Origin of the sequence: Bradyrhizobium arachidis (genome assembly GCF_015291705.1) — a bacterium.
GTDB classification, from domain to species: Bacteria; Pseudomonadota; Alphaproteobacteria; order Rhizobiales; family Xanthobacteraceae; genus Bradyrhizobium; species Bradyrhizobium arachidis.
Window position 1 is genome coordinate 3,076,745 of record NZ_CP030050.1, and the last position, 23,894, is coordinate 3,100,638.

20 protein-coding genes and 1 pseudogene are annotated in these 23,894 nt (G+C 66.2%); 3 read left to right on the forward strand and 18 right to left on the reverse strand.

Features of this window, described 5'->3' with window-relative positions; genetic code table 11:
* Nucleotides 1-16: 16 nt before the first annotated feature.
* The 5 genes from WN72_RS14255 to WN72_RS14275 all read right to left on the reverse strand — a co-directional run bounded on the left by WN72_RS14255 (nt 17) and on the right by WN72_RS14275 (nt 5,919).
* Complete coding sequence (locus tag WN72_RS14255; protein WP_092214632.1) at nt 17-988, reverse strand: HlyD family secretion protein; 972 nt, start codon at nt 986-988, stop codon at nt 17-19.
* Complete coding sequence (locus tag WN72_RS14260; RefSeq protein ID WP_092214634.1) at nt 975-3,305, reverse strand: ABC transporter permease; 2,331 nt, start codon at nt 3,303-3,305, stop codon at nt 975-977. Before WN72_RS14260 ends, WN72_RS14255 begins: the two co-directional genes overlap by 14 nt.
* Nucleotides 3,302-4,393 (reverse strand): HlyD family secretion protein, encoded by a 1,092-nt coding sequence (locus tag WN72_RS14265; RefSeq protein ID WP_051378017.1) that lies wholly within the window; start codon nt 4,391-4,393, stop codon nt 3,302-3,304. Before WN72_RS14265 ends, WN72_RS14260 begins: the two co-directional genes overlap by 4 nt.
* Nucleotides 4,394-4,501: 108 nt before the next feature.
* Nucleotides 4,502-4,861: a hypothetical protein gene (locus tag WN72_RS14270; protein WP_027558374.1), complete on the reverse strand. Its 360-nt coding sequence runs from the start codon at nt 4,859-4,861 to the stop codon at nt 4,502-4,504.
* A 170-nt stretch (nt 4,862-5,031) separates the two neighbouring features.
* Entirely contained in the window at nt 5,032-5,919 is an 888-nt protein-coding gene (locus tag WN72_RS14275) for a hypothetical protein (protein ID WP_027558375.1), read from the reverse strand.
* A 178-nt stretch (nt 5,920-6,097) separates the two neighbouring features.
* Here WN72_RS14275 and WN72_RS14280 point away from each other — a divergent pair, with 178 nt between their 5' ends.
* Nucleotides 6,098-7,285 (forward strand): CaiB/BaiF CoA transferase family protein, encoded by a 1,188-nt coding sequence (locus tag WN72_RS14280; RefSeq protein WP_027558376.1) that lies wholly within the window; start codon nt 6,098-6,100, stop codon nt 7,283-7,285.
* A gap of 147 nt (nt 7,286-7,432) precedes the next feature.
* On the opposite strand, the gene WN72_RS14285 is transcribed toward WN72_RS14280, so the two are convergent.
* The 12 genes and pseudogenes from WN72_RS14285 to WN72_RS14340 form a co-directional block, all read right to left on the reverse strand.
* The gene (locus WN72_RS14285; protein ID WP_027558377.1) at nt 7,433-8,113 is read right to left on the reverse strand and encodes an SDR family NAD(P)-dependent oxidoreductase; all 681 of its coding nucleotides are present in this window, start codon (nt 8,111-8,113) and stop codon (nt 7,433-7,435) included.
* Between the two features lie 4 nt (nt 8,114-8,117).
* Nucleotides 8,118-9,332, reverse strand: coding sequence for a sialidase family protein (locus WN72_RS14290; protein ID WP_092214636.1), 1,215 nt, complete (start codon nt 9,330-9,332; stop codon nt 8,118-8,120).
* Nucleotides 9,329-10,765, reverse strand: coding sequence for a sodium:solute symporter family protein (locus WN72_RS14295; RefSeq protein WP_027558379.1), 1,437 nt, complete (start codon nt 10,763-10,765; stop codon nt 9,329-9,331). The genes WN72_RS14290 and WN72_RS14295 overlap by 4 nt, the downstream gene beginning before the upstream one ends.
* A 226-nt stretch (nt 10,766-10,991) precedes the next feature.
* Nucleotides 10,992-12,086 (reverse strand): caspase family protein, encoded by a 1,095-nt coding sequence (locus tag WN72_RS14300; protein ID WP_159073920.1) that lies wholly within the window; start codon nt 12,084-12,086, stop codon nt 10,992-10,994.
* Between the two features lie 126 nt (nt 12,087-12,212).
* A pseudogene (locus tag WN72_RS46925) lies at nt 12,213-12,417 on the reverse strand (DUF72 domain-containing protein); the annotation flags it as partial.
* Nucleotides 12,418-12,731: 314 nt separating this feature from the next.
* Nucleotides 12,732-13,880 carry an amidohydrolase gene (locus WN72_RS14310; RefSeq protein ID WP_167380745.1) on the reverse strand — a complete coding sequence of 383 codons (1,149 nt, stop codon included), beginning with the start codon at nt 13,878-13,880 and terminating at the stop codon, nt 12,732-12,734.
* Nucleotides 13,881-14,082: 202 nt separating this feature from the next.
* On the reverse strand, nt 14,083-15,171 hold the full coding sequence (locus WN72_RS14315) for a mandelate racemase/muconate lactonizing enzyme family protein (RefSeq protein WP_092214642.1): 1,089 nt from the start codon (nt 15,169-15,171) through the stop codon (nt 14,083-14,085).
* Between the two features lie 143 nt (nt 15,172-15,314).
* Complete coding sequence (locus tag WN72_RS14320; RefSeq protein WP_143130576.1) at nt 15,315-15,860, reverse strand: hypothetical protein; 546 nt, start codon at nt 15,858-15,860, stop codon at nt 15,315-15,317.
* Nucleotides 15,857-17,050 carry a M20/M25/M40 family metallo-hydrolase gene (locus tag WN72_RS14325; RefSeq protein WP_092214646.1) on the reverse strand — a complete coding sequence of 398 codons (1,194 nt, stop codon included), beginning with the start codon at nt 17,048-17,050 and terminating at the stop codon, nt 15,857-15,859. Before WN72_RS14325 ends, WN72_RS14320 begins: the two co-directional genes overlap by 4 nt.
* A 33-nt stretch (nt 17,051-17,083) precedes the next feature.
* Nucleotides 17,084-18,331, reverse strand: coding sequence for an MFS transporter (locus WN72_RS14330; protein ID WP_092214648.1), 1,248 nt, complete (start codon nt 18,329-18,331; stop codon nt 17,084-17,086).
* 113 nt (nt 18,332-18,444) lie between these two features.
* A complete protein-coding gene (locus WN72_RS14335) occupies nt 18,445-18,621 on the reverse strand; it encodes a hypothetical protein (protein ID WP_156950875.1) in 177 nt (58 codons plus the stop codon).
* A 107-nt stretch (nt 18,622-18,728) separates the two neighbouring features.
* Entirely contained in the window at nt 18,729-18,938 is a 210-nt protein-coding gene (locus WN72_RS14340; RefSeq protein WP_141262963.1) for a hypothetical protein, read from the reverse strand.
* Between the two features lie 141 nt (nt 18,939-19,079).
* Between WN72_RS14340 and WN72_RS14345 the strand changes: the two genes are divergently transcribed.
* Both WN72_RS14345 and WN72_RS14350 read left to right on the forward strand, forming a co-directional pair.
* Nucleotides 19,080-20,285 carry an efflux RND transporter periplasmic adaptor subunit gene (locus tag WN72_RS14345; protein WP_092214650.1) on the forward strand — a complete coding sequence of 402 codons (1,206 nt, stop codon included), beginning with the start codon at nt 19,080-19,082 and terminating at the stop codon, nt 20,283-20,285.
* A gap of 1 nt (nt 20,286) precedes the next feature.
* Nucleotides 20,287-23,469, forward strand: a complete 3,183-nt coding sequence (locus WN72_RS14350) for an efflux RND transporter permease subunit (RefSeq protein ID WP_092214652.1) — start codon at nt 20,287-20,289, stop codon at nt 23,467-23,469.
* Between the two features lie 43 nt (nt 23,470-23,512).
* Here the strand turns inward: WN72_RS14350 and WN72_RS14355 are convergent, their stop codons facing one another.
* Nucleotides 23,513-23,881, reverse strand: coding sequence for an avidin/streptavidin family protein (locus WN72_RS14355; RefSeq protein ID WP_027558390.1), 369 nt, complete (start codon nt 23,879-23,881; stop codon nt 23,513-23,515).
* Nucleotides 23,882-23,894 lie beyond the last annotated feature (13 nt).

Here is a 23,894-nt window from a genome sequence, read left to right on the forward strand (position 1 = left end):
GCGCAAGTGCGCAGCTTCACTGCGCGATCCAGACCGTCATTCCCGGTTCGAGGTCAGCCGTCTCGCGCGCGGGATCGAGGCGCAGGCGCAGGGTGTTGCGGTCATGATCGCCGATGACCCGTTCGGCCTGCCAGGTGGCGAACACGCCCAGCGGCCGCAGCTCGGTCACGACTGCCGGCGTCGCGGCGTCGCTTCCGGTCCGCGCCACGTTCACCGTGGTCCCCATCGCGACCCGGCCGAGATGATCTTCGCGCACGTTGAATGAGAGCCATTGCCGGCCTGCGGCCGTGACCATCAGGATCGGCTGGCCGGCGCGGACATTCTCGCCGACCTCCGCCGCGATGACGCTGACCGTGCCGTCGGCGGGGGCGCGCAGCACCATCTTGTCGAGGCGGCGTTCGAGCACGGTGACGGCCGCGGCTGCGGCCTGCACCTGCGTGTCGGCGATGGCGCGCTCTTCGCGGGTCGGACCCGCCACCGCCGCATCGTAATTGGCCTGGGCCTCCGCGACGCCGGCGCGCGCGGCCGCCACGTCGTTCTCGGCCTGGTCGAGCGCCTGCTGCGTTTCGAAGCTCTGCCGCGCCAGCGTGCTGGTGCGCGTGAGCTGGGCCTCCACATAGTCGAGGCGGGCGCGCGCCTTGGCGATGGCGGCCTTCAGGGATTCGACCTGTTCGCGGCGGACGCCGGCATAGACGTTGTTGCGGTTCGCGACGGCAGAGGCGAGCGCGGCACGTGCCTGGTCCGCCTGCGCCGTCAGCTCCACCGCCGAGAGCCGCGCCATCACGTCGCCCGCCTTCACGTGGGCGCCTTTCTCGACCGCGATCGCGGCGAGCTGACCGCTCACCTCCGGCTCCACCCTGACCTCGGTCGCGCGCACGATGCCGACGATGGTCGCGGGAAGTTCGGAGTGACGCGTGGCATAGATCAGTGCGGCTGCGACGAGGGCGAGCGGAATTGCGAGGAAGGCGGCAGCTCTAAGGTTGCGCATGTCGGTGTCCTCTCCTGAAGGCAAATGCCGAGATCACCGCGAGCAAGAAATAGCCGAGCGCCAGACCCCACAGCACGCGCCAGTCATGGGCGACCTCCCAGATGCTGGCGCCCATCTGGTTGATGCGCACGAGGCCGTCGATCGCCGAGTCCGCCGGGAAAATCCGTCCGAACGCGAGCGCCACGTCCGGGATCGCCTCGCGCGGCCAGGCAAAGCCGGCCATGAAGAATTGCGGCAGGCTGGTCGCCAGCAGCAGGATGGTCGGATTCTCCGGCCGCGTGAACCAGGCGCCGACCGCCTGTCCCATGAAGCTCGTCGCCAGCAGGAAGACGGTCCCGAGCGCGAGGATCTGGGGGAGATGGCCGAGCGTCGAGAAGCCGTAGATGCGCGGCAGCACGATGACATAGAGCGCGAGCGCGGGAAGATAGACGGTCAGATGGGCGATGCCGCGGCCGAGCACGCCGGCAAAGGCTCCGCCTCCGGCCGCGAGCGCCGTGCCGGTCAGCATCGCCGCGCCGATGAGAAGGGTCTGCTGCAGGATCAGGATGAACGCCGCCGGAACGATGTAGCTGGCATAGCCGCCTACCGGGTTGAAGATCGGCTGTAGCAGGACATCGGCCGGGCTCGAACTCGCAAGTTTGGCCTTGACGAGGCTGCCATCCGGGCGCGCGCCGCGCGCAACGAGCTCTGACGCCAACGTTCCGATGGCGGTGGCCAGCCCGCTGGCGCTCGTTCTGAAGATGAACAGATAGGTTGCGTCCGCATAGACCGGGATGTGCGCGGTGATGCCCTTGAGCACGTCGCGCTCGGTGTTGGGCGGAATCTCGACGACGGCAAAGGCGTGCCCGCGATCGATCGCGGAGCGCGCCTCGGCGAGCGTTCGGGCGCGAACCGTCACGCTTAATGCGCCGCTCGCATCCAGCGTTTCGACGATCTGCCGGCTGAGATCGCTGAGATCATTGTCGACGACCGCGATCGGAAGCTTGCGCAGGATCTGGTTCAGATAGGGCTGCGGATAGTAGATGCCGTAAATGAGGGGTGCGAGAAACAAGAGGCTGAAGGCGCTGCGCGTGCCCAGCACCCGCCGCCACTCCGCGACGAAGGCGCCGCCGACGCCGCGCGGCGCCTCGCTGGCTTCGGCGGCCTCGGCCGGCCGCGCGGCTGCAAACCAGCCCCGGCGCGTGAGGCTCGCCATGCGCAGCAGCGCAAGGCTGGCAAAGAGCAGCGCAAGGACCGCCAGCGCCGCAAAGGGAATGGCGGAATCGGCGACCGGCAATCCGCGCGCCGCCTGCCCCAAGAGGACGGCCATGTACCAGCGCAGCGGCAGGATCGCGCTCCAGCCTTGCGCAAAGGTATTCATGGCGATGGTGGGAAAGCCGACGCCGGCATAGCCGAACGCGGGCGAGGCGATGAGACCCGCGAGCCCGAGCCCGGTGGCGAGATCGCCGACCAGAAGCTGGAGCAGGGCGCCGATCGACAGATAGGCGATGATCAGCAGCGAGGCCGCCGCGATCATCAACGGCAGGTCGCCCCTGAAGGGGATGTCCAGCACACCCTCCAGGAACAGCGGCTCGGCCAGCATGACCAGGAAGAAGATGCAGAACAGCGGCGCGAGCTTGCCGGCCAGCGCGACGAGCGGATCGCCGCCGGCGCTTGCGAGCCAGGCCCGCGCGTCCCTGCGGCGGAATTCGGAGCCGACGGAATAGCCGGCGGCCAGCGTGATCACCACATGGATGATCGTCGGCAGCAGCGCGCGCAGCAGGAACTGCGCATAGTTCTTCTGCGGATTGACCAGCGCCATGGTCTCCGCCTTGAGCGTTCCCAAAGACGACGGCGCGGGCGCAGCGCGGCTGGCGGGCGCGGCCACGGCTGCCGCTGCGGAAAGCGAGTCGCTGAGGCCCGAGGATGCGATGCCGGAGGGCGTCAAGAACTGCTGGTTGTAGAATCCGACGATCTGCGGGCGGCGCGCCGCCTTCAGGTCGCGCTCGAAATCCGGCGGGATAAAGACCGCCGAAATCGACTTGCCGGAGCGTATGTCCTTGACGGCCGTGGACAGCGTGCCGGAGCGGTCGACGATCCTCAGGCTTGGAGACGCCGCGACATATTCCACCAGCGCCCGCGAGGCATCCGACTTGTCCTCGTCGACGACCGTGACCCCGAGCCCGCGAATGACCGGATGGCTGAAGACGGTGGTCAGCACCAGGAATGCGAACAGCGGCACGCCGAAGATCAGCAGCAGCGCAACCCGGTCATGAAACAGCCAGCGGCATTCGCGCCGCGCGACCAGCCAGAATCCGGGCTTTGTGGCAAGCTTCATTGCCGCGACCGCCAGTCGAGATAGGCGCTCATCCCGGGCCGCAGCTCGGGCACCGGCTTCACGGGATAGGCGCGGATCGAGAACGTGCGCAGATCGAAATCGCCCGTGGCGCGCGTGGCGCGCCAGCTGGCATATTCGCCCTTGGTCGCAATCAGCTTGACCTCGACGGTGACGCTGCGGTCGTCGAGCGCGGGAATGCGGACGTCGAAACGATCGCCGACCTTCAGACTCTTGACCAGATCCTCGCGCAGGTCGAAGTGAACCCAGACATCGCCGAGGTCGATCAGGGTGACCAGCGGCACGCCCGGCGACACATATTCGCCCGGCTCGACATTGCGCTGGTAGATCTGGGAGGCGACCGGCGCATAGACCACGAGCTGGTCGATGATGGACTGGACGCTCTGGATATCGGCATCGGCCTTCTCGACATTGGCCGTCGCGATCGCCCGTTCCTCCTTGGTGTAGCCGTTGACGGCCTGCTCATAGGCCGATTTGGCCTGATCGACCGCGCGCTCGCTTTCGTGCAGCGCATCGGTCACCTGGTCGAGGCGGGCCTGCGGCGCGTTGCCCTGCTCGGTCAGGGTCCGCGTGCGGTCGAATGTCTTCTGCGCCAGCACCACCGCCGCTTGCGCCCGCTCCATCTCCGCCTTGCGCGCGGCGACGGTTTCGACGCGCGTTCCAACCATGATGTTGGCGAGCTGGGCGTCGGCGACGGCCTTTGCCGCCTTCATCTGGTCGCGCTTGGCGATCGTCTCCGGATTGTCGATCCGCACCAGCACCGCCTGCGCAGCAACGTTCTGGCCGCGCTGGACCGGGATCTCCTTGACCCTGCCGTCGACGCGCGCCGCGATGTCCAGCCGCGTCGCATCGACCTCGCCCTGGACCAGCAGCGGCTCCGGCCGCAGCAGATAGAAGATCGACAGCCCGGCGACGACGGCTGCCACGATGGCGACGATGATGGCAGGCGTGCGCGTCGCGCTGCGCGGGCCCGGCTTGTGATCGTCGCCTAATGCGTCAGGCCTGACTTGATTGTCCTTGGCTTGAACGTCCTTGGCCTGACTGTCCGTGTCGGAGGTCGGCGTGTCCATGAACTGATCCCCTTGGCTCTCGACCGGGATAGCGGCTTTCCATGTCGTACTTGTAAAGTCTCGTCCGCCGCGTTGTGCCGCTCCGAAGCCTCTCGGCAGGGCCGCTGATCAGTTTCGCCGTGCGGTCCAATATCCGGAGCAACGCGCGGTCCCGGAATAACCGCTCCACCGTCCCTGGCCGGCGTTACCCGAAAGCCGGCCGCTGCCCGAGGCAAATTTGTCCTGTACGGTCACCGAGGCGCGAACCGCCCCGGATCTTGCGACGTAGCCCCTGAACCGGACCAGGTTCGGATGCGTCACGATCCCGTCGGTGATGTTGACGGTGAAACTGTAGCTCTGATCGCATGCACCGCGCTGGGTCACGAAGATGAGATCCCAGGCGCCGTCATAAGCCGAGCGAGCCTCGGCTGCGGAGCTGGAGGCGGCGAGACAGACCGCCGCCGCGGCCCAATAGACGCACTTCTTCATCGCGATGTCTCCGGGCTAGGGCTGTCCGGCACGGCGCGGCCACAAGCCTATGCTGAATTTGCATTGCGACAAGATAGCAGCTCTTTCGATCGTTCAAAGAGCACGGCCCGCCAGCGTCGTGCTTTTTCCAAATGCGTCCCGAATCATCGAATGCCCAGACGGCACGCCCTCTATCCCTCGTATTGATCCAGTCCCATCGCCCATGACGTCTGATCGTGTCCGTAGGCATAATTGCGGTTGTTCACCGTCGGGTTGCGGTTGACCATCGGCCGCATGAACATCGGATGGGTCGCCGAGCGCACCTCGTGCTCGACCGTGAACAGGTGCTTGCCGCTGTCGAGATCGACGATGTCGCAGAACCGGTACTGGTACTGGTTGTCCTCGCGCGAGATCAGCTCGCGCGCCAGCAGCTTGCGGTAGGGGCCGGAGAAGTCGGTGATGTACATCTGCACATGATGGCCGTCATAGCCGCCCTGCGGTCGGTCGGTCTCGCGGAACAGCAGATGCTGGTCGCGGCCAGTCTGCACAGCGGCGACCGTGCCGTCGCCATTCCGCATCGTCGCGGGCATGCCCATGATCTCGGGATAGAACGCGCAGATCGCCTTCGCGGTGCCCACGGGCACGTCGAACTCGACATAGGGAATGCCGAGCGCGATGCGGCCGAAGCGCGCCGCATCCGGCTCGTAGCATCGCATCCGGTTGCCCCACGGACAGATCGCCTCGATGTGATCATTGTGCTCGGTGAACGCGAACGCGGTGCCCTCGAGCTTCTTCGCAACCGATGCCAGGCGCGCCAGCAGCGCCTCGCGGCCCTCGATCACCAGCCCGGTGTGGCCGCGCAGCACCTGCGCCTTGCCGCTGGGCAGGTGAAACTGGCTGCGTCCGGCATTGATCCACATGTTGGTGTCGGACACCATCAGATAGGGATCGCGGGTGAGCCCGAGCCCGGTGACGTAGAACAGCGTGGCGAGGCGCTGGTCGGGGACCTGGATGTTGACGTGCTCGAAATGGATCGCGTTGCCGAGATCTTCTGCGGATCGGTCGAATTGTTGCGGCATGGCCGGGCGCTTCTCGCTTCAGGGGGGACGGGCAGCTCATTCTAAAGCAGAATTTCCGCCAGCCGAAACGGGTTCGCGATCACATCTTCGGCGCAGGGCAGGATGCCCGTCGCCGCCTTGCCGCGGCAGCCAGTCCCTGTAATCTGGCGGGAATAGAAGAAAATAAGGGAAGGGATCGATGGGAGGAGTTTTGGCGGGCGTGCGCGTCCTCGATTTCGGGCGCTATATCGCAGGTCCTTACTGCGCGACCTTGCTGGCCGAGTTCGGCGCCGAGGTCATCCGCGTGGAGAAGCGCGACGGCAGCGAGGATCGCTTCGTTGCGCCGGTCGGCGAGAACGGCGAAGGCGCGCTGTTCCTCCAGGTCAACCGCAACAAGAAGTGCATCACGCTCGACCCGATGAAGGCTGAAGGGCAGGAGGTGATGCGCCGCCTCATCGCGACCGCGGATGTCGTCGTCGCCAACCTGCCGCCACAGACCCTGCGCGCGATGAAGCTCGACTACGACTCGCTGAGGGCGATCAAGCCCGACATCATCCTGACCACGGCGACGGCGTTCGGCGGGCCGGGGCCGTGGTCCGACCGGGTCGGCTTCGATGGCGTCGGCCAGGTCATGTCGGGCGCGGTCTACATGACTGGCGCGGGCGATCCGCCTTATCGCGCCGCGGTGAACTGGGTCGATTTCGGCACCGCATTGCATTGTGCCTTCGGCACGCTCGCCGCGCTGATCGAGCGCGGCAAGTCCGGACGCGGGCAGATCGTCGAGGGTGCGCTGCTCGCAACCGCCTTGTCCTTCACCAATGCCACGCTGATCGAGCAGGCCGTCATCAACGTCAATCGCGTGCCGACAGGCAATCTCGGCCAGACCGCCGCGCCCGCCGACATCTACCGCACCAAGGACGGCTGGGTGCTGTGCCAGGTCACGGGCCAGCCGCTGTTCAAGCGCTGGGCAAGGCTGATGGGCGAGGAGGAGCTTTGGCTGAACGATCCGCGCTTTGCCGACGATATCAACCGCGGCAATAACGGCCCCGTCATCAGCGAGCGGATGGCGCGCTGGTGCGCGATGCGCACCACGCAGGAGGCCGTCGACGCGTTGGGCGAGGCGATGATCCCGACCGGGCCGGTGCTGAGCCCGCAACAGGCGCTGGATCATCCGCACATCCGCGCCGCCGGCTTCTTGCAGGACGTCGACTATCCGGGCCTGCCGAAACAGGCCCCGGTCGCCCGCGCCGCGGTCCGCCTGTCGGAAACACCCGGCGCAATCGCGAGCCGCCCGCCGACGCTTGGCGAGCACACTGATGTCGTTTTGGCCGAGCTCGGCTATGACAAGGCTGCGATCGCAGCGCTCCGGCAAGGTGGGATCATCTAGCGCCTTTTTGAGCGAAGCGGACACCGGTTCACGTGAAGAAGGGAGGCGCGCTCCCTCTCCCGCTTGCGGGAGAGGGTTGGGGAGAGGGTGTCTCCGCAAGCGAGGACCCATATTGAGAGAACCCGTTACATCGCAACGGAACCGGCTCTAGAGCGAGCTACCGCCGCAGATGACGAGCTGCTGTCCGGTGATGGCGGCCGCTTCCGGCGAGAGCAGGAATGCCACCGCATGCGCCACTTCCTCGGCGCGGATGTAGCGGCCGATCGGCGGCAGTTTTGGCGCGACATCGGCGCGCGCGGGGTCCTTCAGCATCGGCGTCTCGGTCGCCGCCGGTGCGACGACGTTGACGGTAACGCCCCTTGGCGCGAGCTCGATCGCCCAGGACCGCGCCATCGCCACCAGCGCCGCCTTGGTCGCGGCATATTGGCCGCGGCCGGCTGCGCCCGAGGCGGTGCGGCTGCCGATGAAGACGATGCGCCCGCCCTGCGGCAGGCGCGGCGCCAGCGCATTGGCGAGGCGTTCGGCGACGTCGACGTGCAGCCGCCACATCGCGGCGCCGGCGTCGTGGTCGAGCGCGCCGAGCTGGCCGACCTTCAGTGCGCCCGCGGCATGAACCAGGGCGGTCGGTGCGATCGCCGCGACGGCGTCTGCGATGCCGTCGACATCGCTCAGATCGATCGACACATGGTCAAAGGCAGGATGGTCGAACGGCGCAGGGCGACGGCTGATGCCGCTGACGCGCCAGCCGTCACGCAGGAGGCGCTCGACGATCGCAGCGCCGATCCCCGAGCTGGCGCCGGTGACGAGGGCGTGCGGCCGCTTGTCCATTATCTCAGCCCTGCACGCCGCGTGCTACCCACGGCTCGCTCACGCGCACATATTTGATGGCGCGGCGATGGAAGGTGAACGCGGTGTGGAGCGCGCCGTCGGCCGTCTGTTTGACGGAGGGATAGGATAGCTCGCGATTGGTCTGGTCGCGCGAATTGTTGGTCATGCAATAGCCGTCGCCGGTCTCGACGTTACGCTTGCTCCAGCTCTTTCCGCCGTCGGCCGAGATCGCCAGCGTCAGCGGCGCCCGCGGCGCGCCCCAGAAGGCGGTGCGGCCGTCGGCCTTGCTGCCGTCGCCGGCGAGCACCGGCGGCAGGTCGTCCTCGATCTCGTCATAAAGCGAGAGGCGGCGCCCGGTCGCGTCGCTGGCGCTGCTGTCATTGAAGACCAGCGCGAGATGACCGTTGCCGAGCCGCGCGAGCTGGATCGACGAATTGTTGTTGGGAAGCACGGTCGGCGATGGCGCCGGCCAGGTGCGGCCGTGATCGCTGGACCGGCTCTGGTAGATGTTGTCGGCCCAGCGGCTGCGGAACAGCGCCAGCAGCGAGCCGTCGTCGAGCCGCGCGATGCTCATATGCACGCAGCCGCGGCTGCCGGGAACGTCGACGTCGCGCCAGGTCTTGCCGGCATCGGACGAGATCTTCACCGCGCTGGTGTCCTCGTCGCCGTTCCATTTCCGGCCCGGCGTGCTGTGACAATAGAACACCGGCAGCAGCCAGTCGCCGTTGTCGAGCACGACGATCGGCTGCCGGATGAAGGTGCCGCGGCCGCGCTCTTCGGCAAACATCGTCTCGATCGGACCCCAGCTCTTGCCATTGTCACGGGATATGCGGCGGCGGATCAGGGCGGTGTCCTGGTTGCCCGCCAGCTGCGCCGTCCACATCAGCCACAGCGTGCCGTCGGGGACGGGGAACAGCACCGGGTTCTGCTCGGAGCGCCCCGCATCGTCGGATAGCTTTTCAGCCGGCGACCATTGCGTCGCGCCGCGGGCGAGGCGCGAGAAATAGACCGAGATGTCCGACATACCCTCCTGCGTGCCGCCGAACCAGACGCAGGCGAGATCGCCCCCCGCGAGCGGCATCAGATTGGCGGCGTGGTTCTGCACACAAGGCGAGGGGATGAAGGCATCGAACCGGTCGGGATCGCCGGCGGCCGGGCGAACGACGCCGTCGGCGGCGATCTCGATGTCGATGGTCACGATCTCGGTATCGATGATCATGTCGAGGTCCTTTCCACGAATGCATTGGACTGTGCTGCCTGCGGCGCCGCCGCCGCGGTCGGAGCGCGGCCGAGCACGAGGCGCTCGATCGCCATCACGACCAGCGGGGTTGCGGCCGCGACATACATGTTGTCGATGCCGAAGGGGTTGCCGAGCATGTACCAGACCGTGGTCGAGAGCGCGGCGCCGATCAGGCCGGCGGTGGCGCCGCGGTTGCTCGCGAACAGCGGCAGATAGAAGCCCATCATCGCGACGATCGTGATCGACAGCCGCAGCGCGCGGGTGAAGAACGATAGCTTGAGGATCTCCGGAATGAAGAAGACGAACACCAGCGGCACGATGCCGATCACCACCGAGAACACCCGCGTCATCTTCAATTCCCGTTCCGGCGTCGGCTTCCAGTACGGCACGTAGAAGTCGCGCACCACGAGCGAAGCGATGGCGAGCGCGACGGTGCAGACGCTGACGAAGATCGAGGCGACCAGCGACGTCGTGACGAAGGCGGCGGCCAGCGGCGGCATCTTCTCCAGGAACACCGGCAGCGCGTAGAGGCTGTTCATGTCGGGGTAGAGGTATTTCGCGGCAACGCCGATCAGCGCGAGCAGGAAGCCGAGCGGCAGGCAGAACGCGGCGGCATAGAAGGTGGCCTTGCGGGCGTCGTCGGCGCTCGGCGTCGACGAGATCGCCTGCACGATGAACTGGGTCGAGAAGATCGCGCCGACCGTGCCGAAGGTCCAGGCGAAGATGGTCGCAAAGCCGATCTTGCCGTCCCAGGTGAAGTAATAGGCCGGCAGCTTGGCCTGGATCGGCGCGATGCCGCCGGTCAGCGACATCGCGACCGCGAAGATGATGACGATGCCGACGACCTTGAAGGCGCTGTGCAGGATCGTCACCCAGGCGACGCCCTTCAACCCTCCGAACACGTAGTAGAAGGTCGAGACCACCGCGATGATGCACATCGCGACCGGCAGGCTGACATGCAGTGCGGTCGCGATCGCAGCGGCGCCGCTGACGTAATTTCCGACATTCACCAGCAGCAGCGCGTAGATCATGATCACGGACACCGTGAGCATGGTCGACTTGCCGTATTTCTGCGCGATCGCGGCCGAGATGGTGTATTCGCCGGAATTGTAGAGCTTCTTCACCATCAACAGCCCGAACAGCAGAAAGCCGATCGAGGCGCCGAGTACGGCCCATCCCGCGGCCATGCCTGATTGGAACGCCTCCTGCGCAGTGCCGACGGTCGACTTGGCGCCGACGAACTCGGACATCATCAGCACGCCGACGACGACGGCCGGCATGGCGCGCGCGGCGGTCATGAACTGGTCGCTGGTCCGGCTGCGCAGCTTGAGCGTGAGCCAGGAGGTGAAGGCGATGTAGGCGACGATCATCGTGACGATGAGCGTGCTCTCGCCATTGAGGATGGCTTGCATCGGTGACGTTTCCTCTGGTGACGCGGACGCGGTGTTGTCAGCCCGCTCTGTCCGATTGCGGTGTTCGGAATGCGAACAATTGTTGTTAAAGATCATTAAACCTGTCCGGGCGCCGTGCGTCAAGCGCACGCCTCGGCGAAACCCGTGTTCCAGAGAGCAGGATGGGCGCTATGGCGCGGCCGCGATCGCGGGCCTCAGCGCGGCGGCGTCGTCGCGCGCGGGCGTGCTAGTCGGCGCTACGCTTCCAGGCGCCGGTGCCCAGCTTGCCCGTGATGACAGCCAGCGCATCGCGGATCTCGTAGGCGCCGCCGTCGCTGTAGCCCGACAGGCCCCTGATTGCGTGCAGGGTCCAGCGGCCGTTCGCGGCCGTGATCGTGCCTTCGTGCGGACGCGCCGAGCGCTGCGGCTCGGCGTGGAATCGGTAGGTGCCGTCGCCCATGATCTGCCAGATCCAGCGCGATTGCCCGCGGCCGCTCGGCACCATGATCTCCCAGGTGCCGACCAGCGCGGGGTCGATCCCTGGCGCCGCCGGCGTGGGCGGTGGAGCAGGGGAGACGGCGGCCGGAAGTGGGCTCGGCGACGCTGCGCCTTCGGCGCCGGCGGGTGGCGGGCCGGCGAGGTAGATCGCCTTGCGCGACAGCGAGCCATAGACGAACGGCTGCTGCTCGTTGCGCGTCGCCTCCATCACGTCGTCGCGGACGTTGCGGAACATGAACGTCACCTCGACGCCGGGCACCTCGATGTTGCGCAGGAGTGCCGCGGCAAACGGGCTGTTGCGCGCGTCGCCGTCGAGCGCTGTGGTGCCGTCGCGCGCGGCATAGGCGACGAGAACGTTGCCGACCGGCTCGATGCGGCCGAGCCCGCTCGTGGAGGCCGCACGCGTGGCGATCGACCTACTCATCTTGGCGGCAAACGGATTGTTGCGACAGGCGTCGAGGATGACGAGACCAAGGCTCGTGGTGCTCGACACCTGCAACATCACGCTTTGCAGGTTGATGGCTTCATTCGCCGCGTCCGTATCCCGCTTCAGCTCTGCGTCAACAGGGATCAGCCAGTTCTCGCCATTGATCTCCATGCCATGGCCGGCGAAATAAACCGCCGCCATCTCGGCGCCGACGGCCTCGCGCCCCAACGCGATCAGGCCGCGGCGCATGGCATCGAAACTGGCGTTGGTGGCGAGGGAGACAGCGAAGCCAAGTCGCTTCAGCGCCGCGGCGACGTCGCTCGCATCGTTCGGCGGATTGAGCAGCGCGGGCACGTTCCTGTAGGCACCGTTGCCGATGACGAGCGCGACCCGGCGGCCGTCCGCGGCTTCAGCCAAAGGCGCCATTCCCGCTAACGCGGTTGCGGCTGTCAACCTTGAGACGAATTCGCGCCGGTTCATCCGGATCTCGCTGGCTCGAACCAGCTTTGATCCTAGCGCAACGGAGCCGGGGGAGCCACGGGCTTACCCTAGCAATTGTTTCAACGCCTTGGCATCGGCGGGCGCCGTGCTCTTCTGGTCGTTGTCGAAATAGACGTAGACGTCGCAGCCCTGCCGCTTCCATGACAGCAGCTTGAAGAAGGACGCCAGCCTGTCGGCGTTCGCCTTGAATTTGCGGCGGCAGCTGGAACAGGATCGGTCCGACCTTGCCGCCGAGCTGCGAGATGCGGCGGCTCGCGCGATGGCGGAAGCCTCGCCTGCCGAAAGGAACGTCCGTGCTGTCGATACGTTTCTCGTGAGCTTGGTCAACGGGAGGCCGGAACCGATGTACGCGCTGTTCGAAGGCAACAAGCAGATCGGCGATCCCTTTCCTTCCGAGAAGGAAGTGTGGGAAGCCGCCCTGATCGAGGGATTGGTGACCGACGTGCCGGTCGCGGACGAGGAAGGCGGCCGGCTTCTGCCCGAGGGATATCACGTCGCGCGGGTGGAGGAGAGCGAGGTCTGCGAGCCACGGCCGGAGTGGAAGCTGCCGCGCGAGATCAGCTAGTTCGACGCCAGCGCGGTCTTGGCGACCTCGGCCATCCAGGTCGATGCGACGGGGAGGATCGCGTCGTTGAAATCGTAGCGCGGGCCGTGCAGCTCGGCGCCGTCGCGCAACGGCCCGTTGCCGATCCAGACGAACGCGCCCGGCCGCTTCTGCAGATAGAAGGCGAAATCCTCGCCGGCCATGCTGGGCGCAAGATCGCGGCGCACGGGCGCCTGCGCCTTGTCGGCGGCGATGCGGGCGAGGTCCGCTTCCGCCGGCGTGTTGATCACGACGCCGACGCCCATGACGATCTCGGGCGTCACCTTGACGCCGAAGCTCGTCGCAATCCCGGCGCAGGTGCGCTCGATGCCGTCGAGGATGGTGTCCTTCACGCCGTCGCGGTGGTAGCGCAGCGTGCCGCGGATGGTGACGCGGCCTGCGATCTGGTTCGGCGCGGTGCCGCCGTCGATGGTGCAGAGCGAGAGCACGGCGGTGTCGAGCGGATCGACGCTGCGCGACACGATTGTCTGCAGCGCTACGATGAGATGCCCCGCCGCCATCACCGGATCGCGGGTCAGATGCGGCATGCCGGCGTGGCCAGCATGGCCCTCGATGGTGATGGTGATGCGCCCGCCGGAGGCCATGACGACGCCGTCATGCACCGCGACGGTGCCGGCCTCCAGGCCCGGCCAGTTGTGGAAGCCGAACACGCGGTCCATCGGAAAGCGCTCGAACAGCCCGGCCGCGACCATCGCACGCGAGCCGCCAAAGCCCTCTTCCGCCGGCTGGAAGATGAAGTCGACCGTGCCGCTCCAATTGGTGTCGGCCGCGAGCAGCGCGGCAGCGCCGAGCAGCGAGGCGGTGTGCCCGTCATGGCCGCAGGCATGCATCACGCCCGGCGTCGTCGAGGCGTAGGCAAGGCCGGTATCCTCGGTGATCGGCAGCGCATCCATGTCGGCGCGCAGGCCGACGCGGCCCTCCGCAGACCCGCGCCTCAAGGTCGCGACCACGCCGTGGCCGCCGATGCCGGCCTTGAAGGGAATGCCGAGCTCGGTCAGCTTCTCCTGCACGAAGGCGGCAGTTGCCTTCTCCTGGAGCGACAGCTCGGGATGCGCATGCAGATGCCGGCGCCATTCGGTCAGTTTCTTGTGCAGGTCGGAGGTCAAGGCGGGGGACTTTCGGATGGTGTCGGCTGTTGCCACCATAGCCGATTATCTGCGTCCCGCATCAAGCCCCTTGGAATGCCTCGCGTGCAAAGCAGCTCGCTCTATCGTCATGGCCGGGCTTGACCCGGCCATCCACGTCTTGCCTTGCAGAGCCAAAGAACGTGGATGGCCGGGTCAAGCCCGGCCATGACGACCTCACGCCCTACGCCGCCAGCTTCGCCAGCCCCGTCCAGTCAAAACGGATGCCGTGGCCCGGACGGTCCGGCGCCAGCGCCTTGCCGTCCTGAAGCACCAGCGGGTGCTCGATATACTTGTCCAGCCCGAAGCCATGCGCCTCCAGATACGACCGGTTCGGGCAGGCCGCGAGCAAATGCACGGTGATGTCATGCGCACCGTGGCTGGTCACGGGCAGGTTGAAGGCTTCCGCCAGCCGCGCGATCTTCATGAACGCGCTGACGCCGCCGCAATTGGTGACGTCGGGCTCGGGATAGGACACCGCGCCCGCGACGATGTAGTTCTTGAACTCCCACAGCGAGCGCAGATTTTCGCCCGCCGCGATCGGCACGCCGCCGGCCTGCAGGATGCGGGCATGGCCCGCGACGTCGTCGGGAATGATCGGCTCCTCGAGCCAGGTGAGATCGTAGGGAACGAAAGCGCGGGCGGCGCGGATCGCTTCCTCGACCGTCCACTTCATGTTGGCGTCCGCCATCAGCGGAAAGCCGTCGCCGAGATGCTGTCGCATCACGGAGACGCGCGCGACGTCGGATTTGAGATCGGGCCGGCCGACCTTCATCTTGATGGCGCGAAAACCTTTGGCGAGGTTGCCGTCGGTCTGCTTGAGCAGCGCCTCGACGGAGAGATCGAGATCGATGCCGCCGGCATAGCAGGGCACGTGCGCATCGAAGCCGCCGAGCAACTGGTACAGCGGCAGCTTCGCGCGCCGCGCCTTCAGGTCCCACAGCGCGATGTCGAGCGCGGACAGCGCCAGCACCGCCGGTCCGCCGCGGCCGCCATAATGCAGGCCCCACCAGACGTGGTGCCAGATCGCCTCGGTGTCGTCGGCCTCATGCCCCTCGACCAGCGGCGGAATCTCCCGCTTGAGGATGTCGGCGACAGCCCCGCCATTGCGGCCCACGGTGTAGGTGTAGCCGACGCCCTCGGCGCCATCGGCATCGCGCACTCGGCAGGTGATCAGCTCGAACGCCGCGATCTCGCCATGCGTGGAGTCGGACAGCGTGACGGGCAGGGGGATCCGGTAGAGGGCGGATTCGAGATTTGCGATACGTGGCATGTAGTCTCCCTGTTTTTTCTTCTTCGTAGGATGGGTAGAGCGAAGCGAAACCCATCAACCTCATCTTCGCAAGTAGCGATGGGTTTCGCTACGCTCTACCCATCCTACGCACTGCAACGCGTAAAAGGCGCAGGCGATCCCGCTTACCGCTTGGTGGCGTAATAATTGATGCTGATCGAGGCGCGGTGCGGCGAGGTTCGCCACACCGACATATCGAGCGCGTCGCCGCTGCCGGCGCCGACACGCCAGCTCGCCAGACGATGATTGTCGTCGTTGGACGGCTTGTCGGTCCGCTCACGGGCCTTCAATGATGTCTCGATCAGCCCGGGCAGCGCATCGGCCGAGACGCCGACGGCCGACACCGTGCAGGTCACGCTCGGACCATCGTCAGGTCCTGCGAAATAGGCCGTCATGCTGCCGAGCCTCTCGTCCCGCCTGAGCAGCTTCGCCGAGTAGAGAAGGTCGATTTTTGCCCCACGCTCCATCTCGGCCGTGATCGGGCCGCCGTCACTGGCAAAACCCAGACCCGTTGCGGTGCGCTCGACCTGGCTTGGCCGAGATGGCTTGGGCGCGCAGATCTTTGCGAAGAGATCAACCAGCAAGGCGCTGTTATCCTCTTCCGCGCGAGCCGCGCCCACGAGCGCCAGCAGCGCAAATCCCGCGAGCGCGACCCGAACCACGCCAATCACCGCATCGTCGCGAGCTGCACGGCAAGCGCACATGCGCGGTCGTATTCGTCGAGATTGATCCACTCGTCGATGGTGTGCGCCTCGTTCTGGCCTGCGCCAAACGTCACGGTCGGAACGCCGTGGCGGACCATCCAGTTGGCGTCCAGGCCGCCATTGGCGGCGCGGACGTTCGGCGTGCCGCCGACCGCGGACACCGCCTCGATCGCGCGTTTCACCACGGGGAGGTTCTCCTTCATGCGGAACGGATAATAATCGGTCTCGGCCTTGAACTTGACCTTGCCGGACTTGCCTTGTGCATTCGTCACCTTCTTGGCCGCCTTCTCGAACGCGGCCTTGTAGGCTTTCGTGATCTCCTTGAAGAACTTTCCGTCATGGCTGCGGCTTTCGCCGCGCACATGGACGTAGTCGGTGACGACGTTGGTGGCATCGCCCGCGGGGCGGCCCTCGCCGCCGGTGACGGGGCCGACATTGCTGGTGCCTTGACGCTTGCCCTTCACCACCTTGCCGAACCAGCCGCCGGCCTTCACCTCGGCAAGCGCCAGCGCCATGATCATGGTCGAGGAGATGCCGCGCTCGGGCGCAACGCCGGCATGCGAGGCGCGGCCCATGATCTCGACGGTCCAGCGATCGGCGCCGACCGCGCCGATCACGACATTGGAGGCGGCGCCGCCGTCATAGTTGAACGCCATCGTGGGCTTGCCGAGCTCCTCCAGCTTGACGTGGCGCGCGCCATAGAGCCCGCTCTCCTCGCGCACACAGAACAGCAGCGTGATCGGCGGATGGTCGAGCTTCTGCTTGGCAAGCTCGGCCGCCAGCGTCACCAGCACGCCGCAGCCGCAGCGGTTGTCGCCGCCGAGCGCGGTCTTGGCCTCGTTGACGATCTTGCGGCCGGATTTCTTGGGCTTGGCCCCGGCGCAGAGCGGCACCGTGTCCATATGGGTCATGAACATGATGCGCGGCTGGTTGTGCAGCGCGCCGCGGCCGGGCAGGTCGACGATGAGGTTGCCGGTCTCGGTCGGCACGGGAATGCGGGTGTTGGCATCGTCGAGCCGGATCGCCTTCGCGGGCACGCCGGCCTCCTTCAGCGCGGCGGTGAGCTCACGCCCGATCGCCGCCTCCTGTCCGGTGACGCCCTCGACGGCGAGGAAGCGCATGAGGCGATCGGTGGCGGCTTGGTGGTCGACGGGCATGTTTGATTCCTTTGGCGAACGGTGCCGGCCATCCTATGGGCTGGGCGAGGTGTAAGCCAAGAAGATCAGCACGCCGAATGCCAGCATTGCAGCCATGAACAGCAGCACCGCCGGCAGCCCGGCCAGCGCCGCGACGGCGCCGGTGACCGACTGCATCAGCGCTGCGCCGAGGAAGAAGGCGAGGTTCACGGCCGCGAGCGCCTTGCCTGCGGTTTGCGCATCGACCAGCTGCCTGGACATGCCGAACAGCAGCGGCTGCGCCGAGGTCGCAAGCCCGACGAGCACGAACAGCACGAGATCGTATTGCGGCGGCATCACCGGCAGGCCCAGCAGCGCGGAGACCGGATAATGCGGTGCCCCGAGCGCCAACAGCGTCAGCAGCAGCGCCCCGGCCATATGCGAGCCGGCCACCAGCGCGCGGCGGCGGCCGAGCCTGCGGTCGATCATGCCGATGCACAGCGGCCCCGCGATCATCGCCAGCGTGAACGCGCCGAGCTGGTTGCCCGCCTCGACCCGCGTCAGCCCCTTGACGTCCATCAGCCACGGCCCGCCCCACAGCCCGCGCAGCACCAGCGAGGTCGCCAGCGATACCAGCGCCAGCGCGATCAGGCCGCGCAGGGGCCGCGAGAAGCCGAGCCTGAGCACCTCGATCATCTGCGACAGCGGCGAGGAATCGTCCTTGTGCTCGGCCGGCTGGCTCGGCACCAGCAGGAACACCGCGAGCGCGACCGCGATACCATCGAGCGCGGAGATCCAGAACCCGGCGCGCCAGCCGTAATTGTCGACCACGAAGGCGAGCGGGCTCGACGACAGCAGCATGCCGATATTGCCGATCGAGAGGATCGCGCCCGACCACAGCCCGAACCGCGCCGCCGACAATTGCTTCGCGGCGAGCGTCATCGGGCACATCAGCATGCCCGAGGTCGCGACGCCGAGCAGCACCTGCCCGAAGGCAAAGCTCGCAGGTCCCGTCGCAAAGCCCGACGCGATGGCGCCGACCACGGTTCCCGCGAGCAGGCTCAGCGACACCGGCCGCACGCCGAACCGGTCCATCGCCGCGCCGACCGGGATCTGCGCGGCAGCGAAGGCGAAGGGATAGACCGAGGTGAGGCTCGCCAGCGCCTGCGGCTCGATATGAAAATCCGCCGCCATCAGATCGAGGCTGACCGCCGGGATGGTGCGCAGCAAGGTCGAGAGCATGTGCCCGCAGGCGAGCGCAAGCAGCGCAAAGATCAGCGCGCGGGTGCCATGTCCCGCTTCATCCGTCGCAACCGCAGTCATCAGCGTCCCGTCCCGGCAAGGGTTTTGGCCGGGTTACACGATCGCGGAGAGGATGCCAATGGTGGGAAAGCAGGTCCGGCACGCGATGTTAGTGCCTTCCGGAGCTTCCCTGTTCAATTCCTGCACTCCGAGCTCTGCAGGCACAGGTTCGATTGCTCGAGCCTGGAGAAGTCTTCTGTCGCAACGAGGACGAGGAGCCCGAGCAGAATCATGGCCGCGATGTTCGAGCGCATCCCTGGGCCGCGTCCGGCAGCGTGACGGTCCTGCTCGAACTTCGAGAGGTCGAGCATGCGCAGGATCGTCTCGGACCGTCCATCGTCAGGCAGAGCTCTCCGGTCTGACGATGGCTTTCGAAACGGTATGATCTTTCCCCCGAGGTTGTGCTGATTGGCCCTCATCATGCGCCTCGACTGACAGTTGGTGTTGCCATCAACACGCCGACGATAAGGCCCGCTTGCAGCGAGCGTTCGTTAAATTCCTGTGCGCCGTTGCAATTCAGCGTGATGTCGCGGCGATCCTTAACATTCGTCCATCTCGTTTCTGTTTGTTGCTTCTCTGCCGATCGATCCGCCGCTTCGAGCAATTGCGTTTGCAGACGCGTGAACATGACGAATTGTACAGATTGCCGCACGCGATCGTTATTTTGACGCCGCGAACCTGTCCCCGATACTTCGCTTCCAACAGTGTGTTCACGTCCACGCGGCAAATTCACCGGAAGGCAGCCGCAGGCAACTGGATGGCCATTGACATGATCAGGCGACCGAAACTCGGCCTCACGATATTTGGAGTCGCCGCGGCAGGCGCGATTGCCTGTGGTGCCTGGTATGAACTCATCGGCAGCGTCAAGCCCGTCGAGGCGGCCGCGCAGAGCGCTTCCAGTCAAGCAGCGGCGAAGGTCCCCGTCACCTCATTCGCAGTGAAGACGGCCGACTTTCCCGTGTACACCTATGGTCTCGGAGTCGTCTCGCCGTTCAAGACGGTGACGGTGAGGAGCCGCGTCGACGGTCAGATCACCAAGGTGTTCTTCAGGCAGGGCCAGATGGTGAAGGAGGGCGACCCGCTGCTGGAGATCGACCAGCGCCCCTTCATCGCGGCGCTCGAGCAGGCGGTCGCGAAGAAGGCCCAGGACGAGGCCAATCTGAAGAACGACCAGTTGAACCTGGAGCGCTTCCAGAAGCTCGCGAAGCAGCAGTTCGAGACCCAGCAGAATCTCGATGCCCAGCAGGCGCTGGTCGATCAGATGATCGCGCAGATCAAGGGCGACCAGGCCGCCATCGACAACGCGCAGACCAATCTCGGCTACACCTCGATCAAGGCGCCGATCAGCGGACGAACCGGCTTCCGCCTGGTCGATCCCGGCAACATCGTGCATGCCGCCGATACCACGGGGATCGTCACCATCGCCCAGCTGCAGCCGATTGCGGTGCAGTTCACCGAGCCCGAGGAGCAATTGCAGGCGATCGACAAGGCCTATGATTCCGGCGAGGTGCCGGTGGAAGCGCGGAGCTCGGACGGAACCAGGACGCTGTCGCAAGGCAAGCTGGTGATCATGGACAATTCCGTGAACCAGGCCACCGGGACCATCAGCCTGAAGGCGCGCTTCGACAACAAGGACAATGCGCTGTGGCCGGGTCTGTCAGTCACCACGCGGATGCTGATCGACACGCGCAAAGACGTCATCGTCGTGCCGCAGGACGGCGTGCAGCACGGGCCGTCAGGCCTGTTCGCCTACGTCATCGGCGACAATGGCAAGGTCAGCGCGCGGCCGATCAAGGTCAGCCAGAGCGGCGATGCAAACGCGGTGGTCTCCGAGGGCCTGAAGGTCGGAGACAGGATCGTGGTCGCCGGGCAGTCGCGCCTGTTCGACGGCGCGCTGGTTGACGAGAAGCCGCAGGTCGCCAGCGCCGCCGCCGCGCAGGCCAACAGTGGAACCAAGACCGGATCGGCTGACTGACATGGCTGGCGGCATCTCGGCTCCCTTCATTCGCCTCCCCATCGCGACGTCGCTGCTGATGGTCGGCATCGTCTTCGTCGGCATCATCGCCTATCCGCGATTGCCGGTGGCGCCGCTGCCGGAGGTGGACTTTCCCACCATCCAGGTCTCCGCCAATCTTCCCGGCGCCGACCCCGAGACGATGGCATCCTCGGTGGCGCAGCCGCTCGAATCGCAATTCGCCCTCATTCCCGGCGTCTCGGAGATGACGTCGCAGAGCCAGACCAGCTCGACCCAGATCGTTCTGCAGTTCGACCTCTCTCGCAATATTGACGGTGCCGGCTCCGACGTGCTCGCCGCCATCAATGCGGCGAGCGGGCAATTGCCCAAGAACATGCCGACTCCGCCGACCTACCGGAAGGTCAACCCGGCCGACTCGCCCATTCTCACGCTCGGCGCCACGTCGTCGACGCTGCCGATGACGCAGGTGTCCGACGAGACCTACACCAAGCTCGCGCAGGCCATCAGCCACATAAGCGGCGTCGGCCAGGTCAGTGTCGGTGGACAGCAGGCCCCGTCGATCCGCGTCCAGATCGATCCCGCCAAGCTGGTCGCCAAGGGCCTGTCGCTGGAGGACGTGCGCGCCCCGCTGTCGGTGATCACGGTCAACAATCCCAAGGGCACCCTCAACGGCGACACCCGCACCTACACCGTCTATGCCAACGACCAGTTCACCAAGGCCGACGCCTGGAACGACATCGTCATCGCCTACCGCAACGGCAGTCCCGTCCGTGTCGGCGATATCGGCCATGCCGTCAGCGCGCCGCTGGACAACACCCAGTACGGCTGGGTTGACGGCAAGCCCGGCGTCTTCCTGGTGATCTTCAAGCAGCCCGGCGCCAACGTCATCGACACCGTCGACAGCGTCATGAAGCAGCTGCCGCATCTGCAGGCGGGCATCTCGCCGGCGATCAAGGTCTCGGTGCTGTCGGACCGCACCCAGACGATCCGCGCCGCGGTGAAGGACGTGCAGTTCACGTTGGCGCTGACGATCGGCCTCGTCGTGATGGTGATCTTCGTCTTCCTGCGCAGCGTCTGGGCCACCATCATTCCATCGATCACGGTGCCGCTCGCGCTGCTCGGCGCCTGCGCGCTGATGTGGATGGCCGGCTATAGCCTGGACAATCTCTCCCTGATGGCGCTCACTATCGCGGTCGGCTTCGTGGTCGACGACGCCATCGTGATGCTGGAGAACATCACCCGCTACATCGAGGAGGGCGAGAGTCCGATGGCCGCCGCGTTCAAGGGCGCCGGCGAGATCGGCTTCACGATCATCTCGATCTCGGTTTCGCTGATCGCGGTCCTGATTCCGCTGTTGCTGATGAGCGGCATCATCGGCCGCCTGTTCCGCGAGTTCTCGGTGACGCTGGCGATGACGATCGCCGTTTCGGCCCTGGTGTCGCTGACCTTGACGCCGATGATGGCCTCGCGCTTCCTGAAATCGCACGACGAGGAGCATCACGGCAGGCTCTACATGCTCAGTGAGCGCATGTTCCAGGGCCTCGTGGACGGCTACGAGCGCGGCCTCGACCTCGTGCTGCGCTTCCGCTTCGCCACCTTGATGGTGTTCTTCGCGACCATCGCGCTGACGGTCTATCTGTTCGTTATCATTCCCAAGGGGTTCTTCCCGCAGCAGGATACCGGGCTGATCACCGGCATCGTCGAGACGTCGCAGGACGTGTCGATCGCCGACATGTCGAGGCACATGCAGGAGATCGGCGCGATCGTGCTGAAGGACCCCGCGATCGACCACATGGCGATGCGGATGGGCGGCAGCGGCAATACGCTCAATGACGGCACCATGTACATCACGTTGAAGCCGCGCGATGAGCGCACCGCCTCGGCCGACCAGGTCATCCGGCGCCTGCAGGGCCAGACCGCGAAGGTTCAGGGCGCGCGGCTCTATCTTCAATCGGCGCAGGACGTGCGAGTCGGGGGCCGCGCGTCGCGAACGCAGTTCCAGTTCACACTTCAGTCGACCGACATCGACCAGCTCAACGCATGGGCCCCGAAGCTGCTCGCGAAGATGAAGGAGATGCCCGAGCTGCGCGACGTCGCGTCCGACCAGCAGACGTCCGGCACGACGCTGACACTGTCGATCGACCGCAATCAGGCCGCGCGTTTCGGAGTCACGCCCGACGTGATCGACGCGACCCTGTATGATGCCTTCGGTCAGCGGGAGATCGCGACCTATTTCACCCAATTGTCCACCTATTACGTCGTCCTCGAAGTGCTGCCCTCGCTGCAGAAGAACCCGTCCACGCTGGAGCAAATCTATCTGCATTCCCCGACGACGGGCGGCGAGGTGCCGCTGTCGGCCTTCACCAAATGGACCACGGCGCCGGTGCGCCCGCTCGCCATCAACCACCAGGGCCAATTCCCGGCGGTGACGATCTCCTTCAACCTCGCGCCCAACGTCGCGCTCGGCCAGGCGACGCAGGCGATCGACGCGATCGAGCGGCAGATGAACCTGCCCGCCGCCATCACCTCCACATTTGCCGGAACGGCGCAGGCGTTCCAGCAGTCGCTGTCCTCGGTGCCGCTGCTGATCGTGGCGGCGCTGATCGTGGTCTACCTCATCCTCGGCGTGCTCTACGAAAGCTACATCCACCCGCTGACGATCCTGTCGACCCTGCCGTCCGCCGGCGTCGGCGCGCTGGCGACGCTCCTCATCTTCCACTTCGACTTCAGCCTGATCGGTCTCATCGGCCTCGTCCTGCTGATCGGCATCGTCAAGAAGAACGGCATCATGCTGGTCGACTTTGCGATCGTGGCGGAGCGGGATCAGGGCCTGTCGCCGGTCGAAGCCATTCGCCGGGCCTGCCTCTTGCGCTTCCGACCCATCCTGATGACCACGATGGCGGCCGTGCTCGGCGGCGTGCCGCTGATGCTGGGCCACGGCACCGGCTCGGAGCTCCGTCAGCCGCTCGGCTACGCCATGGTCGGCGGCCTCCTGGTCAGCCAGGTCCTGACGCTGTTCACCACTCCGGTCGTTTATCTCTATCTCGACCGTGTCTCGCAGTGGCTGAGCCCGACGCGTCACGCAGACGGCGATCGCCAGGACGACGGCATTGCGGACGACGACGATCTCGACGTCGTCGAGACGATCGACCGGAAGAAATCCAGGGTCTTGGCGGCGCAGTGATGGTTCGGTGGCTACGGCGGCGTTGACGGGCGCACGCCTTACGCTACGTCCGCTCGAACGTGTCGACATTGGTTGTCACGGCGCGCCACCAGTTCAGCGGCTTGAGCTTGGCGGGCTCGCCTTCGCTGGCGGCGCCCAGCGCCTGGTCGGCGACCACGAACCAGGCGGTCTCCATCTTCCCGCGACGCAACAAGCCCGCGTAGGTCACGACGCGGTCGCCTGCCGCCGACGAGCCGACGGCGGCAAAGCCGATGCAATTGCCGCGATGAAATCCGGTGACCTGCACCGTCTGCCCATAGAACCCGCTGTCTTCCAGCGCGGTCTCGAACGTGCCCTCGATGCGTCCCTCCGCATCACTGATGATGCGCAGGATGGAGCCGAACTGGTTTCGCCAACTGCCGACCCATGACATGCCGGTTCTCCCC